Below are 16781 nucleotides of genomic sequence, written 5' to 3' on the forward strand. Positions count from 1 at the left end.
ACCACGATGGATACCATCGTGGTTTTTTGCTGACTTATTCATCCATCAGCTGCTTCGTCCAATAGGATGAGGATTTGCGCGGGGCCCCGCTTTTGGATCCCCGCCCCTTCGGATCAGCCTTGCGCCTGCTTCGTGCTTCTTTTACCGCTTGAAACTTCAGCTCCCGCTGGGTCTTATGGTAATTGGACAGCCGCCGTTCCTCCAGTACGCCTGCTTCCACCGCTTCCCGGACGGCGCATCCCGCCTCGCCTTCATGCTTGCAGTCCGCAAAGCGGCACCGGCCGCCGATCTCCTCGATGTCGGAAAACGCTTGGGCCAGGCCTCCTTCGTCTTCGAACAGCCGCAGTTCGCGCATGCCGGGCGTATCAGCCATGATGCCCCCTTGGGGCAGCAGGAACAGCTGCCGGTGCGTCGTCGTATGACGCCCCCGGCTGTCATCTTCGCGGATCCCTTGAGTCTTCTGCACGCCGGCTTCGGACAACCAGTTGACGATGGTCGATTTGCCGCAGCCGGATGAGCCGGTCAGCGCCACGGTGATCCCTTCCCCCAGGTAAGCGGAGACGATGTCGCGTCCGATATCTTCCAGCGCGCTGATGGCGTGAACCGGTACCCCCGGCGCCGCCCCTTCCATCTCAGCGACCTTCAGCTCCGCGTCCGGGCATAGATCGGCCTTGCTGAGCAGTATAACCGGGGTCACGCCGCTGTTCCAGGCCATGATCAAATACCTTTCCATGCGCCTGACGTTAAAATCGTCATTGAGTGAGCTGACCAGGAACAGCGTATCGACGTTGGAGGCGATGATCTGCTCATTGACGGTGGCCACTCCTGCGGCCTGCCGGGAGATGCAGGTTTTACGTTCCAGGACGCTGTGAATGATCACCCGCTCCTCCTGCTCCAGCACCTGAACTTCCACCCAGTCGCCCACAGCCGGCAGCTCACTCCGGTCCTGATGCTCATGCTTCAGCCTGCCCGATATTTCTCCCCATACTTCCCCCGCTGAGGTCCAGACCCGGTACATTTGACCGAAGTCGCTGACGATGCGGCCGGGAACGTGCTGCTTGCGATCTCGCTGCAGCCATTTCTGCTGCCAATCCGTATTCCATCCATAATGCTCTAAATTCAAGTAAAAATCCCTCCAATTCGTGAATGAATGACAAAAAGCCCCCGAAGCTTAGGCTCCGGGGGCATGACTTCTGAATCAATCAGAGAGCATTTCCCTTTTATGCGCAAACCGAAACGTCCGGAAAGGCATACCAACTCTGTAATGCCATACCGAAACGTTACCGAACGCAAAAAAGCCGCGGCAACCCATGTGGGTCTCCGCGGCTTATTCGGCAAACATGAAACGATGCCTGCTGATGAAATGCCGTATGATCAGACGTGAGTCCTCAAATCCGATCGATTATCCAGCCGTCAAAGGAGACCGTATATAAAATGTTAAAGGGGTCAAGTTCCATACAATGCTCTTCATCATTTTATATCGTCTCCTTTCCTGTCATTTGCTGCCATCATATACGGAATGCTTGTTTCATGTCAAGCCTTAATTTCCGGACGGGATCAAACCTGCTCCCACTTCGTCCACTGGTCCCGGGGGTTCATTTCATAAATGTCGTTATCCCGCGACATGTACCGGTGTATGATAAACTCGCGCCGGATCGTTGCGTAATCATCATGAAACTGCTGTATAAACGCGTTGATTTCTTTCTCCGTGTAACGGCGTCCCGGCTCAAGCTTCTCCACCAGATACTGCATGGCGATCAATTTCTTCTTGTACTGGGCTGGTATTTGCGCCAGCCTCCCGTCCGCCGCAAAAAAGTTTCTCAACACCGCCGCCTTCATGGCAACGTTCACCGGATCGGAGGTTCCCTTCTGCTTTTCGTCTGCTTTACTCATATACATGCCAGCTCCCTTCATTGCTCATTCGATGTTCGGCCGGACCACCTTTGATAAATCCCGTGAAAGGTTGGGTAAAATATACCGAGCGCTTTCCGGAAGGAACCAGGCTGCAAATGATCTCCTGCCATCAAGCCGGATAGCCCGCCGAAATACTAAAATCAATAATTTTAATAAACATCTAATTTGATATGTATCTAATATTATGTCGATCAAACCAATTTGTCAACGGCATATGTAAAAATCACCGTATATGCAGCATGTTCACGTAAAAAGGTCAGCCGCGAGCCGCCATGTGCGGATCTCTATTGGCTGTCCATGGTGGTTTTTAGCGGAAATTTGCGATACGATAAAACGTGAGTGGTTTATAGACAGAGGAGGAGAAATTCATGCAAGACGTCATTATTATCGGAGCCGGTCCATGCGGACTATCGGCCGCCATCGAATGCGGACGCCGCGGACTATCGACACATATTATTGAGAAGCACTGCTTGGTCCACTCCATTTACCTGTATCCGACCCACATGCAGTTTTTCAGTACGGCGGAGCTGCTGGAGATCGGTGATGTGCCGTTCCCTTCCCCGAACGAGAAGCCTTTTCGGTACGAGGCCCTGTCCTACTACCGCAAGGTAGCGGATCATTACGACTTGTCCATCTCCCAGTACGAAGAAGCGCTGTCCGTGGAGCGGCAGCCGGATCATTCCTTTGTGGTACATACCGTTGACCGCAGCGGACAAAAACATCAATATGAAGCCAGAAACGTCGTGATTTCCACCGGTTATTTCGACCACCCGAATTACATAGGCATCCCCGGCGAAGATCTGGATAAAGTTACGCATTACTTCCGTGAGGCCCATCCTTATACCGGGATGAACGTGGCGATCATCGGCGGCAGCAACTCGGCGGTTGACGCGGCCATGGAACTGATTCGCGTTGGGGCGAACATCCATATGGTCTACCGGGGCGAGGAGGTTTCCGAGAACATCAAGCCGTGGGTGCGCCCGGTGTTTGAAGCGATGGTGAAAAAGGGGAAAATAGAGGTCCACGTGCAATCCAAGGTCACCGAAATTCGGGAATCGTCCATCACCATCCAGGATAAAGACGGGCATACGACCGAAATCGATAACGATTTTGTGCTTGCCTTAACCGGATTCCGGCCGGACCGGAAGCTGCTGGCTTCCTGTGGCGTCGAGCTGGACGGGGATATGGAGAAGCCGCTGTTCAACCCGGAAACGATGGAGAGCAATGTACCGGGACTTTATGTGGCAGGCGTCATCGCGTCCGGCCGCAATGCGAACGAGGTCTTTATCGAAACCGGCCGCAAGCACGGCGGGCTGATTGCCGAGCATATCGCCGCCGTTCGGGCTTCGCAGCAATAAGTCCGCGTCGACATACACATCACAATGCGGCGGTACTTTCGGCTGTCAAAGAAAGGAGATGTTCCGTACGGATTTTACATCACTGATCCTGCTGATTCTCGCCGCCCTCGGCATTATCAGCAGCAACACGACCATCACCGTGGCGATGACCATCCTGCTGCTGCTGCGGGTGCTGCATTTACAGCAGGCGTTTCCCTGGCTGGAGAAGTACGGCTTGACACTGGGTATCATTATCCTGACCATCGGCGTCATGACACCGGTGGCCAGCGGAAAAATGAGCCTGCAAATGCTCGGAAGCTCCTTTCTGAACTGGAAGTCCCTGCTGGCGATCGCCATCGGGATGCTGGTCGCTTATCTTGGCGGCCGCGGTGCCTCCCTGATGTCAGCCAATCCGACCATCGTTGCCGGACTGCTCGTCGGAACGGTACTTGGCGTCGCCTTGTTCAAGGGCGTTCCGGTAGGGCCCTTGATTGCGGCGGGGCTGTTGTCCCTGCTGATCGGCAAAAGTTAAAAAAAGAGGCGCCCGCTATGGACACCTCTTCAAAATGTTAAGAGACCCGGTCTTTTGAAGACGCGGGTTTCTTCTTTTTTTGTTTAAACCTCCAGGTGCTGCACATTATACAGCCGTGCATAACTTCCGTCCAAAGCCATCAGTTCGGCATGCGTTCCCTGTTCCGTAATCATCCCGTGCTCCATCACGACAATTTGGTCCGCGTGGGTGATCGTGGAGAGCCGGTGGGCGACGATCAGCGTCGTCCGGTTTGAAGCCAGCGATTGCAGTGCCTGCTGAATGAGATGCTCGGACTCCAGGTCCAGTGCGGAGGTTGCCTCGTCCAGCACAAGAATTTCCGGATTTTTCAAAAAAACGCGGGCGATGGCCAGGCGCTGCTTCTGCCCACCGGACAGCTTGACGCCCCGTTCCCCGACTTCCGTATCATACCCGTCCGGCAGATTCATGATAAAGTCATGGGCGTTGGCTGAAACCGCAGCCGCTTGAATCTCGTCCATGCTCGCCTCGGGGTTGCCGATCAGAATGTTGTCCTTCACTGACCCGCTGAACAGGAAGTTATCCTGCAGCACCATACCGATTGAACCTCGCAGGCTTTCAAGGGTCAGCTTCCGGATATCCTGCCCGTTAATGGACACGCTGCCCTGCTGAATGTCATAAAACCTCGGGATCAGTGAAATGAGGCTCGATTTGCCGCCTCCGCTCATACCGACGAAAGCGACGGTCTGCCCGTGCTTGATTTCGAGACTGATATCCTTGAGCACCCAGTCGCTGCCCTCGTTGTATTTAAACCACACCTCGTCAAACGAAATATGCTGAACCGGCCCCTGAAGGGTTTTCGCGTCCGGCGCATCGACAATATCGTACGGCTCCTTCAGCAATTCCATCACTCTTTCCAGCGAGGCGGAGGCCTGCGTAAGCACCGAGGAAGAGTTGATCAAACGCTTGAGAGGCGCATACAGCCTGTCCAGATAGCCGAAAAAGGCGACAAACGTGCCCAGGGTCAAATCATGATGGATCACCCGGTAGCCGCCGTACCCGATCACAAGCAGCGGGGCGATATCCGTCAGTGTGTTGATGATCGAGAACGTCAGCGCGTTCCATCTCGTCTGCGCCAGCGCTTTGTTCAGGAAATTCTGGTTGATGCCCGTAAACTGCTTATGATCGAAGCGCTCGAGGGTAAAGCTACGGATCACGGAAATCCCCTGGATCCGTTCATGCAAATACGCCTGAATGCCGGCAAGCGCCTGAGAACGGTCCTTGGTGAGCTTCTTGAGACGCTTATACAGCACATTGACCGCGATCCCGTAAAGCGGAAGAATGGCGATGGACACCAGGGTCAGCACCGGGTTCAGGTACAGCATCACCCCCAGCACAATCAGCAGTGTAAACATGTCCAGCCAAATGTTCATCATGCCGACCTCAACGATATTTTTCGTCTGCTCCACGTCGTTGATAAAACGAGAGATGGCCTCGCCTACCTTCGTATTCTGGTAATAGCGGAGCGACAGGCGCTGCAGGTGAGCATACAAGCGGTTCCGCATGTCGAACAAAATTCGGCTCGTGATCAGTTGGGCAAAATACTGCCGTAAATATTCGACCGGCCCCCGCACGATAATAAACAGGACGAGCGCGCCCCCTAAAATAAGAAACAGCCGGGTAACCTGCTCCGATACCGTCATTTTCGGGTTAAGCAGCAGGTCATCCACTACATATTTGAGAATCATCGGCAGCGTCAAAGGGATGCCGAATTTGATCATGCCGATGATCAGCGTACAAATAATCCATTTCGTATAAGGTTTAACAAACCGGTAATAAGCTTTCCAATATTCCAAAAAACATTCCCTCTCCTTTCTGGCTGTCAATCAGGCTAATGGCGTGGGTAGAGGCGAATATGCGCCGGCAATCCGGACGCCTCTCATATCATACCTTGTTCAGGTCAGCCACATCCGCTGCTTGGCGCAGGATCCCATCCGCCCGGCCGCGGCATGCGGCAAACCGCTGCACTCCTCCCCGTCCGGCGGGAGAGCAGCGGCTATAATCGGTCCGATCCGGGCTGAATTGCCTTTTCCTAACGCTCATGAGTTGACATTTCCCCCCTTCAATGATTAGATATCCTTAAATGTAAGATCGGACTTTGTTCCTGTATCGATCATTATACATTATCCCGGCAAGGTCAGCTTGGGTTAGATACTTAGGATTCAGGAGGTTCTTGATGTCTAGACAATTCGTTACAGAAGCGGTCATGGTGGCGATCTATGGAGAATTGCTCCAGACGAGCGTCCCGGTTGAATATATCGTGCCTTACACCAGCCTGCTGGAGCTGTATGAGCTTCAGGACAGCGACGAGCCGCTGATGAGCTCTGCGGAGGATGACAGGTACGTGAAGGCCAGAATCAAGGAGCTGACCGCCTATTTCGAGGAACCGCTGAACAAGAAAAAAATTCAGAAAGCGCTCCATATGCCTTGGGCCAAGAGTCCTTCGATCCTCCTAGGCGAATCGGCGCGGATTACGGTCATCAACGCGATGGACACCGCTCCCTATGGCGAGCTGTTCGACCCGGTTGAGACAGAGCTGCTGCTGTCCTCGCAGCGGGAGGAAGCCCCGGTGCTCACCGATCAGATCGAGCTGATCCAGCGGATCGTCGAGGCTGCTGTGCCTGTGCATGTTTTTGATATCGAGGATTTTCAGTTTGCGGTGGAAACCGATAACTATACGCAGCACATTTAATAAAGTCTTGATCAGCAGCAAAAACTCCTTTCCAGGCGGAAAGGAGTTTTTGTTTTGTCTCGGATTTGGACCGCCCCAATTTTTGCGGACAGCCCTCCACAAAGCCGAATCCATAAGCATCCATCGGCCTGATCTATCAGGATGCGCCGGTTAAGGATCGCTTTTGGCATATACAGTTAAATTGGCATACTCGGCAATCAGCGGCGCCATCTGGCGGAAGCCAAGCTTGCCGCCTCCAAGCGGCGGTCCGTAGGATACTCCGTCCTCTTCCCACACAAACAAGGGGAGATCGTTGACGGCAAAGGTAATGCGCCTCCCCTCCTTGACGATCAGCATCCGGTAAGGGCCTGACGCATCCATCACGCCTGGAATGGGGTCGGCCCCTTGCGCCACCAGATGAAAGCCGTAGCTTTTGCGCAAATGGCATGTCTGAAACCTCCGCTCCTCCGTCCATTTCCTCCGGAAGTAAGACACGTGAAAGGCGTTCATATCGCCATGATGATACTGATCGTATTCTCCCGTTCGCGGCTTGAACGAAGGGTCGAATAAATCCATGCCCTCCCTGCCGCTTGCGCTGAAAAACATGATTGCGAGACCCGGCTCGCGCACCGGCCAAAAATCCCAGGACACGGCGGCCTCCGCCGGAAAATCCTGCGGGCACCACAGCACAAAATTGGCGCGCTGCCCCTCGGCCTCGTCCAGAACGCTTTCGAGCCGCATCCGGCCCAAAGGAAACGTGACGGCAGCCTCTCCTTCCATTCGAAAACCGGCAGCATGCTCCGGCCTCGCGAGCGGATTCGCGTAAATCCTGTCCCACCCTTTAGGAATAAGCGGGCTGCGGGTGTCCTGCGTGTACCCGCCCCCGGTGGATGGATCTGTCTGCATCGGATATGCTTACCTCCTTCCCAGGGAGGCCGGAATGGCCTCCTCATCGAGCGTCATACCTGCGCTTTCTGTCCGGCCGATACCGTCTCTTCCGGCAGGGCGTCCGGGATCAGCGCCAGGCTGATGATCGTATTCAGCGACCACTGCGACGCCTCGTTTGTGTTCATCCAGTCAAACTCGCGCAGCTCGTTAACGTAAGTGACGGCCGCGGCGTCTTTCTCAAGGTCCGTACAGGCAAACCGGTGCCCAAGGAGCGTCGACCAGGCAAAATCGGCCGTCCGTCGATCTTTCCGGTACCATGCCCCATACGCAACGAGCGCCAATGTCAGCACCGGATGCTCAAACCGCTGCGCGCTGATGGCCCCGCCTGTGATCTGGTCCTTTTCTTCCTGTGAGAGGTTATAAAAAATGCCGAAATCGGCCATCATTTCGTTCCACTCTTCATCCTTCAGCATGGCGGACAGTTCGAACCACACCTGCGGCGCGCCCATGCAGAGGGCCAAATGGCGGCCCCAGTTGTCGTCGCCCATCGGCGTCAGCACGCCGGTTTGCGGATCGTAGCCGTAGGTCGGACCGGAAATCAGGCCGTAATTGGCCTGCTTGATGCATGCAATGCCGGTCAGCAGCTTATCGCGGTAGAATGAATCCTCCTGCCGCTCCCAGCGGGTCATCCAGTTTGAACTGAATGCCGCCCAGTCCGGGCCGACCCGGATATGCGTCTTGTGCTCGTCTTTCGGAAAATAGGCCCGCATCGGGTCGATGTGAACAGTCGTATAATCGGCGTCCTTCGCCTCGTCCATCATGTCTCCGATCCGTTCGTCCCCCGTCAAATAGTAGTAGTACCGATGCAGGCCGGCCATGCCGATCCGGGCTTCCTTGCAGCCGCATCCCCAATGGACGACGTTGTGCCGGGAGCCAAGCCCGGCGTATTCGCCGAAATGGTATACGTCGACCTCGCTCGTATGCCGCGTCATCGCTTCCGCCATCCGGAAAATATCTTCGCGTCCCGAGCGTAAAAACATCAGCCACAGCCACATGTTCGGAACCAGCTCCGTATTCTGCCACGCGCAGCCGCCCAGGTCGTAGTTCCAGACGTGGCGGGCCGGATCGTAGCTGTGCATGAAATCGCCGTAATCCCAGAACCCGTACCAACGCCGCTGTTCCACCTCCCTTTGGTAGAAAGCGATGATGCCGTCCAGCCTCTCTTCCAGACGTGCTTTGACCGGTGTCCCCCGGTCCGGCAGGCTCCAAATGCCGAATGCACCCTGACTGTGCAGGTAGTCGGGGTCGCACGCAAGCTGCGGAGGTGATTCGTTATACGCCGCGTAAGCCTCCAGTTCCGCCGGCGAAGGAGTCGATTCACGGCACCAAATCGTCAGCTCACTCGTGTTCGCGACGCCGTAAGGGGTCGCCCTCATCTCCTCCGCGCCTTCGTACGACGATTCGACATGTGTCTTCGTATCGTAATGGCGCATGTCCATGGCGGGAGCTTCCGGCGACCAGAACCAGGCGGTTAGCTGCGCCTCGTCTCCCGTCAGCCCGTGCGCTTCCATGCCGGCGGGGTGCTTTTGCCAAAAATGGCGCATGGCCAGCGCCAGCCCCCCGCCTGGACCGCCGACGTAGGCGACGCCTCGCGCTCTGCGGCCTTCGGCGGCTTTGACCCAGCTGCAGCCGGGCTGCGTCCGCTTGGCCATCCGGTAATGATCGGCCGAGAGCTGTGCCAGCTTAAAGCCGTCCCAGCAAGCCGACTCGTCCAGCAGGTTCATAAAATAATCGTCGTTCATTTGTTCGTCGGTCAGCGTCTCGGCATCCAGCTGACGCTTGAACAGCTCCATATATTTGCCTTTCGTCCGGCGCGTATGCAGCGTCTTCGGCGATTCGCTCAAAAAGCCGGTATCGCCGGCGAACCGGACGTGGCGGTTGTAGAGATTCTCCCGCATCGGCAGCGCGAATCGGATTCCGAGCCCCTTCACGAAGTCTTCGTTCGGATTGCCGTCGTAAAAAAACGTGTGCACGATCCGGATGGACTCCAGCCCCGCGTAAGCGTATAGCCGCAGCGAAAAAGGCAGCCACTCCCCGGTCCCGTTCACAGCGCGGTGCCGGCCCGTCAACTTGACGACCGCTCTCACCGGACCAGCCTGCTCCACCTTCGCTGAATAAATCCGCGATTGATACCGCTCCTCCCGGATCGTGCGCACGCCGGTCAGCTCGCTCACGCTTTCCTTCATGGCGACCAGTTCGCCGCCGGAGCAGACGAGCATTCCGCCTCGGTGTATGCTGCCTATAATCCGGCCGCCGCTCTTCGGAATATGAAAAGAAAAACCCCCCGTGTCCACATGGATGCCTTCATCCGTCTCGCTAACGGACAACGAGGACGCTGGTGCTGTACGTGCGGCTTCGCCTTTCTCGACGGCATACCTAGAGGATACTCCTGCTGGAAAAACGGCCGCATGCGCCGTCCATTTGACACTGCCGTCAGGCCAATACGCGGCCGGCCAGCTCTGCAGGATGGGAGACTCACCGCCCTCCTGCATATGCAGCGCCAGCGGCTCGTCTCTCTGCAGCTGTCCTTCCTTCCACGGCATCCCCCAGGTCACCCCGGCCGGAACCGTCGGGGCGTCCTTCAGCCACCGTACGTTTACTCGGGTTTCGTTCATGGACTCATCTCCTTTTGGCAATTCGTTTGCTTCCGCTTTTGTCATCACGCCTTCAGTGTAGAGAACGGCCGTTTTCCCGGCAATGACACTTTCTTGGCGGGCCCGATGCGGCATCATTGCACGTTTTCACCAGGCTTGCACATTCTTGCAGGAGGGCGGGCAACCGTGGAATACATCCTGAATAGTGTGCTTGGCGGGGTTCCGCGAACTGTCAGCGTACAAAAAGCCGGAAGCGGTTTCCTGTTGAACCGCTTCCGGCTTTTTCCGTAACTGTATCGCTGACGCCTATTCCGCCCGGCTCAGCTCACGGTAGCGGGTTGGCGTCATCCCTTCAAGCTTTTTAAAGATCCGGTTAAAATAGCTGTGCTGGTAGCCGACCTGCTCGGCGACGGTGTTGATCTTCAGCTCCGATTCCCGCAGCAGCTCCTTCGCTTTTTCCAGGCGCAGCTCGGTCAGATAATCGATAAAGTTTTTGCCGGTAACCCGCTTAAACGACTTGCTCAGAAAAAAAGGATTCGTGCCGATATGGTCGGCACAGTTATCGAGCGAAATATCGAGCATGTAGTTCTGCTGCATATAGATCATCGCCTGCTCCATCAGCTGTTTGACCTGGCAGTCCGACCGGTTCGTCAGCTCCTGCATGAACGGAGCGATGACCTTCGCCTCGAACCAGTCCCGGAAGGCGGCCGGCTCTTTCATCTGCGAGAGCTGCTCATACAAGTTGGCGCCTTTGAACAGCCGGTTCGGCTGGATGCCGGATACAAGGATTGCATGTTGTACGGATCCGAGCAGATGGAGCATTCCCTGCTGGACATCGATCGCCTTCGCTCCTTGTACGGACAGCGCATCCTGAAAGTCGGCGAGCAGAGCCCGGGCATCCGCTTCCTGTCCGGTGCGAAGCGCCTGCAGGAACTCCCGCTCCAGCGTAAACGGATACGGAGGCTCGGCCCCGTCTTCGTAGTTCAGCTGTTCCATCTTGATGATCTGATTGTCATGCTCGAAGTTGCGGAAGCTTGCGGCATGCTTCACCCCTTCAAAGGCGAGCGGAATGTCGCTGATGCGGTTCATGGTCCGGCTGACGGCGATAGTGACGCGCATGTTGAGCAGCCGATTGACCGCTTGCGTCAGCTCCTCACTGAACACCTTGATCGGCTCTGTACACGGCTCGCCTTCCGGCAGGATCAGCAGCACGCCCGATCCGAGATCGTGGAAATTGATCGTACTGCTCTGGTCGAAATGGGCGGCTGCCAGCTCTTCAATCATGTTGACCGACGCAAAAGTGACCAGTCCCTCGTCCCCGAACTTGAATTTCCCCTCCATGGCGGCGATGCCCGTCAATTGAACGTACAGCACGACGAACTGCTTGCCGTGCACCTGCCATCTGTATCGTTCCATACGCGAGCGCAGATCCTCCTCCGAATAGGCGTACAAATACCCCTGCAGCAGCTGATGGAGAAAGCTTTCCTTCACATGGGGCAGCTGTTCGAGCAGCTTGGCGTTCAGCTCCCGGCTCTCCCGGCTTAAGTGCTGCCACTGCCGCTCGATGATGGCAAATTCGTCGACGCTGCCCATTCCCGCTAAAGAAGCGTGCGGCTGTAAATTCGCCATCAGCCGTTTGACCGGCGAATACATCCGCTTCGAGGCAAGCCACGCCAGCAGCACCGCCAGCAGGAGAGCACTCGCGCTGACCGCCAGAATGACTTTGGATATCAGCACGACCGGGGCCGTAATGTTCGTAATCGGCGGGGCCGACACGTACAGCCAGTTGTCCATGATGCGTGCGAAATAACCGTACGTAACCGCATAGGTTTTGCCGTTCCATTCAAAGAGAAAGGACCCTCGGGCCTTCCCATCGGATTCCACATCACCGCGGACCGCCTTGACAAAAGGCGAATCCATCCGGTTGCCGTTAGCGGAAACGTAGAGGCCGCCTCCCGCTTCCATCAGAAAGTTCTCCCCGTCAGCATAAGGAGTCAACGTCCTCAGCACCTCTGCGACTTGATCGTTGTCCAGCCTGACGACCAAAGCCCCAAGCGGATTGGAGCTGCCACCCGGGATGAGATGCACAAACGTCAATTCCGTCTTCCCCTGCTGATCGGGGTCAAGCGCCTGCTGTGTCCAATACGTCGTCTTTCCCGCATCCATCAGACGTTCGTACCGGGAGATGAGCTGCCGGTCATTCATGGCGGAGTATTCCGGATAAAACAATATCGGCTGGTCTCCGCGCAAATAAAGGCTGACGTTATGGATCATCGTATTGGAGCCCTGCATCACCAGCAGCGTGTTCGTGATGTCGCGCGTTTTTTCAAAGTCGCGCACGAAGTCGTGGCCCCTCAGCGATTCATCAAAGCGCGAGTCGAACGCCCAGTGCGCCAGCATCATTTCCAGGTTGGACAGCTGCTTATCCATGTTCAGCGACCGCTGTTCGATCTGGTCATTATGGAGCTTCAGCAGTTCCTTCTCCAGCCTTCCGCCAGCCATGGAGTACACAAAAATCCCGGTGATGATCCCGGGGATGCCAGCCACAACCAAGAACATAATCAGGCTTTTTCTGTAAAAGCTGCCCGATCCGCCGCCAGATAAGCGGGCCATTAGCGACTTCCATCCATTCATCGTCAGCTCACCAACCATATCCAAAATTTGTCGTCCCCGCCTTTATAGCGAGCATTATGCCCTTTAAATATGAAAGCGTATACAATTAATCATACTTAAAAAAACCCTTTAGGAAACAGTACCCTCTGCTCCACGGGTATGTCCAGCATGAAATCCGAGAAAATCGTTCAAATAACCGGGGATAGGGAAATAACCCCACGACGTGGGGCTTTCTGCTTGCTGTGAAATCAGGTGTTTTACGGGACTCCGAATATAAAAATGATGTTCGAAAAAAAGAGGCCGGAGCCTCTCCATCAGGTTCGTGGCCCCGGCTAAAGAGTACAGCTGCGGCCCCTCCGCCGGCCACTGCTCGACCAACGTATCCCAGGCGGCCGTCTTGGACCAGCCGCACTGGTCTTTTATGCTGGGGCCGGTCAGGACTTCGAGGCGGCGTACAGCTCGTTGATTTCTTTCACATAATCGTCGCCGCCCGATTTTTTCCACAGCTCGATCGCATCGCGCCAGCCCTTCTCGTCGATCTGGCCGACGATAAATTTGATCCGGGCATCGTTAATGATGTTGCCAAGCTGCTGCCCTTTTTGCGCATACACTTCGGAAATGAACGGCTCCGCCGGATTGGCGACGATCGTGTCCCGGTTTTTCAATTGAACCTCCGTCTGCTTCAAGCGAAGCGGCGTTTGGGCCACCTGGAGCCCTTTGCCTTCCGGAATGTACGGCACCATCTGATTCAGCCCTTCGACTTCCGACTCGAGCAGCACCGAATCCGAGCTTCTCTCCAGCGTCTTGTCGTCGATCTTCTTGTAATGTTTGCCTTCAAGCCCGAAGCTGGTCAGCGTCTGCAGGTCCGGTTCGTTCAGCTGGTCGAGGAATTTCAGGATGCGGTCGACCTCTTCTTCGCTCTTTACGCTCGATTTCGGGATGGCCAGCAGGCCGGCAAAACCGGAAGTCGGCAGCGTATGAATTTGTCCGTCCGGACCGGTGACGGCGCCGAACACGTCCACGTACTGCTCCCTGGAATCTTCTTTGCCCGCGTCCTTAAGCGCGGCATGAATTTTGTCGTCGGCGCGGGCCGCTCCGTCCACGACGTCGATAATGGCGCCGGCTTGGCCATTCACCAGCGGATCCGTCCACTTGGCCGAATCCATCACGGCAAAATCCTGATTGACGAGCTTCTCTTCGTACAGCTTCTTCATAAACTTGAGCGCTTCGAAATATTCGTCGTATTCGAATTCCGGCACCAGCTTGCCGTCCTTTTCGCCCCACACGTTTGGCGCGCCGAACCACAGCTTGATCTGGTCAAAACCGGCTCCCCAGCCTGCCGTCCATTTGACCATCACCAGGCCGTACGTGTCGTCCTTGCCGTTGCCGTCCGGATCCTTCTCCTTAAACGCCTTCAGCATGTTATAGAAGTCGTCGATCGTTTTCGGCTGCTGCAGGCCCACCTTCTCCAGCCAATCCTGGCGGTAATATACGCCGTTGCGGCCAAGCTCGCGCCCGCGGTAAATACCGTACGTTTTGCCGTTAATCGAGGAGTTGTTCAGGATGACTTCATTGGCCTGGCTGAGGTTCGGATAATTTTTCAGTTTGTCGGTCAGGTCCCAAAAAGCCCCTGATTTTACAGCACTCACGAAACTGGGACCCTTCGAATCGGGCACGTAAATAATTTTCGGCAGATTTCCGGAAGCAAGCGTAATGTTGAATTTATCGCCGTATGAAGCGTTCGGCACCCATTCGAAATGGATGTCCGTGTTCGTCAGCTTCTCCAGCTCGGCGGCGACGGGGCTGTCATCCTTCGGATAGTTCGTTTTAAAAATCGGGAGCATAATGTTCAGCTTAAGCGGCTTCTCCGCCTCCGCGGAAGCGTTTGCAGAAGGAGCTGCAGACGAGCCGCCCGAGGCGCCCTCACTGCTGCCGCTGCCGGATGAGCAGCCTGCGAGCGCTGCGGCGCAAACCGTGCTCAATATGAGAAATGCGGACACGCGTTTCGCTTGCTTTTTCTTTTTCTTCACGAAAATAGCCTCCCTTTAACGTTAGATCATATTGCAAAACCACCCGGGCTCCAAGTGAAAAATCAGTGTTGATGTGTATAAATTTCGGAGCATTTCGGCGGGATTACACGGTGAACAGTCTGACTTTTACCTTTAACCTTTGACCGAGCCCAACAGAACCCCTTTGGCGAAATGCTTTTGCAGGAACGGGTACACGCACAGAATCGGAATGGTGCCGACGACGATGACGGCCATTTTGATCGATTGGTCCGGCGGTTTCACAAAATTCGGGTCCATCGAGTTCAAATCGCCCGCAGCCGCCTGTGACAGCAGGACGATCTGGCGCAGCATGACCTGCAGCGGCCATTTTTCCGGATCGTTAATATACAGCAGAGCTGCAAAGAAATCGTTCCAATGCCCCACGGCGTAAAACAGGGTAAAGGTGGCGAGAACCGGCATCGAGAGCGGCAGCACAATCCGCCATAACAGCCCCAGCTCCGAGCAGCCGTCGATGCGGCCCGCCTCCTCAATTTCCTTCGGAATCTCCTGAAAAAAGTTTTTGACGATGATCAGGTTAAACGCACTGATTGCACCAGGCAGCATGAGCGCCCACAGCGAATCGAGCAGGTGCAGCTCTTTGACGACCAGGTACGTCGGAATCATCCCTCCGCCGAACAGCATGGAGAAGATGACGAGATTGAGCACCAGATTGCGGCCGTAAAGTCCCCTCTTGGCCAAGGAATAGGCCATCGTGACCGTAAAAAACAGATTGACGAGCGTACCGATGACGGTGATGTAAATGGAAACGCCGATGCTCTTGACGATCGTCCCCGTCGAAAAAATAAACTCATAGGCTGCCAGCGTAAAGGTTTTCGGGATAAAAAACACCGCCCTCTGCGTCAGCTCCGCGTCCGAGGCGAAGGAACCCGCAATGACGTAGACGAAAGGTAGCACGGCGGCCAGCCCGAACAGCGTCAGGACGATATAGTTAGCCACGTCAAACGTAGCGCCGGCCGCGGTCCTGTATTGCTTGGCCATGGATGGATTTCCCCTTTCTGAATGGGTTAGTACAGTCCGGACTCGCCGAATTTTTTCGCCAGCCAGTTCGTGCCGAGCACGAGCGTGACGCCGACGATCGATTTGAACAGCCCGACGGCCGTACTGTAGCTGAACGCGCCCTGCGTAATGCCCATCGCATACACGTAAGTGTCGAACACTTCGCCCACCGTGCGGTTGAGCGGATTCAGCATCAAATAGATTTGCTCAAAGCCGTTATCCAGCACGCTGCCCATCCGCAGGATCAGCAGGATCACGATCGTGCTGCGGATCGCCGGCAGCGTCACATGCCAAATTTGCCGCCAGCGGTTCGCTCCGTCGATCGTCGCGGCCTCATACTGCTCCACGTCAACGGCCGCCAGCGCCGCCAGGAAAATAATCGTTCCCCAGCCGCATTCCTTCCAGATCGTTTGCAGGATGATCATCGGCCTGAACCATGACGGATCGGACAGAAACTGGATTTTGTTGCCCGTATATTGGAAGAGCAGCTCATTGACGGTGCCGCCCTCCGTCGTCAGAAACACGTAAGTCAAGCTCGCCACGATAACCATCGAAATAAAATGCGGAACGTAGATCATCGTTTGAATGGTCCGCTTGAAGAACGCAAGCCTGACTTCGTTCAGCAGGAGCGCCAATATGATCGGAGCCGGGAAAAAGAAGATCAGATTGTAGAACGACAGCAGCAGTGTATTGCGCAGCAGCATAAAAAACTCGGGGTTTTCAAAAAACAGGCGGAAATGCTCGAAGCCCACCCATTCGCTTTTCCAGAACCCGGTGAACGGCTGATAGTTTTGGAAGGCCAGCAGCACGCCCCACATAGGCACATATTTGAATATCAAAAAATAAAGCAAGCCGGGGAGCATTAACAGGTATAACCATTTGTCCCTGCGCAGCCTGGCCACGATGCTCGTGCGGTAAAACGCCGGCTTGGACGCTTGTGGAAGATTCCCTTGGGCCGTCGCCTGCTCCATCGCTTTCCACCTCCATATGTGTTCATCGCCTCGCGAGCGTTGTGGCCTAATTATGAGTCAGCAGTTTCTTTTCCGGCAATGAGACATTTTTGAAGACTCC

13 protein-coding genes are annotated in these 16781 nt (G+C 55.5%); 3 read left to right on the forward strand and 10 right to left on the reverse strand.

What is annotated here, in order from left to right:
- Positions 1–34 precede the first annotated feature (34 nt).
- Positions 35–1123: a ribosome small subunit-dependent GTPase A gene (gene rsgA, locus C7820_RS12415; protein WP_258875222.1), complete on the reverse strand. Its 1089-nt coding sequence runs from the start codon at positions 1121–1123 to the stop codon at positions 35–37.
- A gap of 434 nt (positions 1124–1557) precedes the next feature.
- Positions 1558–1893 (reverse strand): DUF2087 domain-containing protein, encoded by a 336-nt coding sequence (locus C7820_RS12425; protein WP_116231761.1) that lies wholly within the window; start codon positions 1891–1893, stop codon positions 1558–1560.
- Positions 1894–2282: 389 nt separating this feature from the next.
- Between C7820_RS12425 and C7820_RS12430 the strand changes: the two genes are divergently transcribed.
- Positions 2283–3272, forward strand: coding sequence for a YpdA family putative bacillithiol disulfide reductase (locus C7820_RS12430; protein WP_116231183.1), 990 nt, complete (start codon positions 2283–2285; stop codon positions 3270–3272).
- Positions 3273–3330: 58 nt separating this feature from the next.
- Positions 3331–3783: a DUF441 domain-containing protein gene (locus C7820_RS12435; RefSeq protein ID WP_076167888.1), complete on the forward strand. Its 453-nt coding sequence runs from the start codon at positions 3331–3333 to the stop codon at positions 3781–3783.
- An 83-nt stretch (positions 3784–3866) separates the two neighbouring features.
- On the opposite strand, the gene C7820_RS12440 is transcribed toward C7820_RS12435, so the two are convergent.
- Together C7820_RS12440 and C7820_RS33435 are read right to left on the reverse strand one after the other, a co-directional pair.
- The gene (locus C7820_RS12440) at positions 3867–5615 is read right to left on the reverse strand and encodes an ABC transporter ATP-binding protein (RefSeq protein WP_116231184.1); all 1749 of its coding nucleotides are present in this window, start codon (positions 5613–5615) and stop codon (positions 3867–3869) included.
- Between the two features lie 88 nt (positions 5616–5703).
- A complete protein-coding gene (locus tag C7820_RS33435) occupies positions 5704–5862 on the reverse strand; it encodes a hypothetical protein (RefSeq protein WP_181909013.1) in 159 nt (52 codons plus the stop codon).
- Between the two features lie 133 nt (positions 5863–5995).
- On the opposite strand from C7820_RS33435, the gene C7820_RS12445 reads away from it, so the two are divergent.
- Positions 5996–6511 carry an ADP-heptose synthase gene (locus C7820_RS12445; protein WP_076167894.1) on the forward strand — a complete coding sequence of 172 codons (516 nt, stop codon included), beginning with the start codon at positions 5996–5998 and terminating at the stop codon, positions 6509–6511.
- Positions 6512–6661: 150 nt separating this feature from the next.
- Here C7820_RS12445 and C7820_RS12450 read toward each other — a convergent pair whose 3' ends face one another.
- The 6 genes from C7820_RS12450 to C7820_RS12475 form a co-directional block, all read right to left on the reverse strand.
- On the reverse strand, positions 6662–7396 hold the full coding sequence (locus C7820_RS12450; protein WP_116231185.1) for a DUF1961 family protein: 735 nt from the start codon (positions 7394–7396) through the stop codon (positions 6662–6664).
- 53 nt (positions 7397–7449) lie between these two features.
- A complete protein-coding gene (locus C7820_RS12455) occupies positions 7450–10053 on the reverse strand; it encodes an exo-rhamnogalacturonan lyase family protein (RefSeq protein WP_116231762.1) in 2604 nt (867 codons plus the stop codon).
- A gap of 285 nt (positions 10054–10338) precedes the next feature.
- Complete coding sequence (locus C7820_RS12460; RefSeq protein ID WP_258875260.1) at positions 10339–12684, reverse strand: helix-turn-helix domain-containing protein; 2346 nt, start codon at positions 12682–12684, stop codon at positions 10339–10341.
- Positions 12685–13079: 395 nt separating this feature from the next.
- Positions 13080–14675 (reverse strand): extracellular solute-binding protein, encoded by a 1596-nt coding sequence (locus C7820_RS12465; RefSeq protein ID WP_116231186.1) that lies wholly within the window; start codon positions 14673–14675, stop codon positions 13080–13082.
- Between the two features lie 132 nt (positions 14676–14807).
- Entirely contained in the window at positions 14808–15692 is an 885-nt protein-coding gene (locus tag C7820_RS12470; RefSeq protein ID WP_116231187.1) for a carbohydrate ABC transporter permease, read from the reverse strand.
- 26 nt (positions 15693–15718) lie between these two features.
- Positions 15719–16681 (reverse strand): ABC transporter permease, encoded by a 963-nt coding sequence (locus tag C7820_RS12475; RefSeq protein WP_116231188.1) that lies wholly within the window; start codon positions 16679–16681, stop codon positions 15719–15721.
- Positions 16682–16781 lie beyond the last annotated feature (100 nt).

It is taken from the genome of Paenibacillus sp. VMFN-D1 (assembly GCF_003386155.1).
Taxonomy (GTDB): Bacteria; Bacillota; Bacilli; order Paenibacillales; family Paenibacillaceae; genus Paenibacillus_AQ; species Paenibacillus_AQ favisporus.

Excerpts from the sequence above, each read along its gene's own strand:
- C7820_RS12425 (WP_116231761.1), bottom strand. The coding sequence starts at position 1,893 with ATGAGTAAAGCAGACGAAAAGCAGAAGGGAACCTCCGATCCGGTGAAC.
- C7820_RS12475 (WP_116231188.1), bottom strand. The coding sequence starts at position 16,681 with ATGGAGCAGGCGACGGCCCAAGGGAATCTTCCACAAGCGTCCAAGCCG.
- C7820_RS12470 (WP_116231187.1), bottom strand. The coding sequence starts at position 15,692 with ATGGCCAAGCAATACAGGACCGCGGCCGGCGCTACGTTTGACGTGGCT.
- C7820_RS12460 (WP_258875260.1), bottom strand. The coding sequence starts at position 12,684 with ATGGTTGGTGAGCTGACGATGAATGGATGGAAGTCGCTAATGGCCCGC.
- C7820_RS12455 (WP_116231762.1), bottom strand. The coding sequence starts at position 10,053 with ATGAACGAAACCCGAGTAAACGTACGGTGGCTGAAGGACGCCCCGACG.
- C7820_RS33435 (WP_181909013.1), bottom strand. The coding sequence starts at position 5,862 with ATGAGCGTTAGGAAAAGGCAATTCAGCCCGGATCGGACCGATTATAGC.
- C7820_RS12430 (WP_116231183.1), top strand. The coding sequence starts at position 2,283 with ATGCAAGACGTCATTATTATCGGAGCCGGTCCATGCGGACTATCGGCC.
- C7820_RS12435 (WP_076167888.1), top strand. The coding sequence starts at position 3,331 with ATGTTCCGTACGGATTTTACATCACTGATCCTGCTGATTCTCGCCGCC.
- C7820_RS12445 (WP_076167894.1), top strand. The coding sequence starts at position 5,996 with ATGTCTAGACAATTCGTTACAGAAGCGGTCATGGTGGCGATCTATGGA.
- C7820_RS12450 (WP_116231185.1), bottom strand. The coding sequence starts at position 7,396 with ATGCAGACAGATCCATCCACCGGGGGCGGGTACACGCAGGACACCCGC.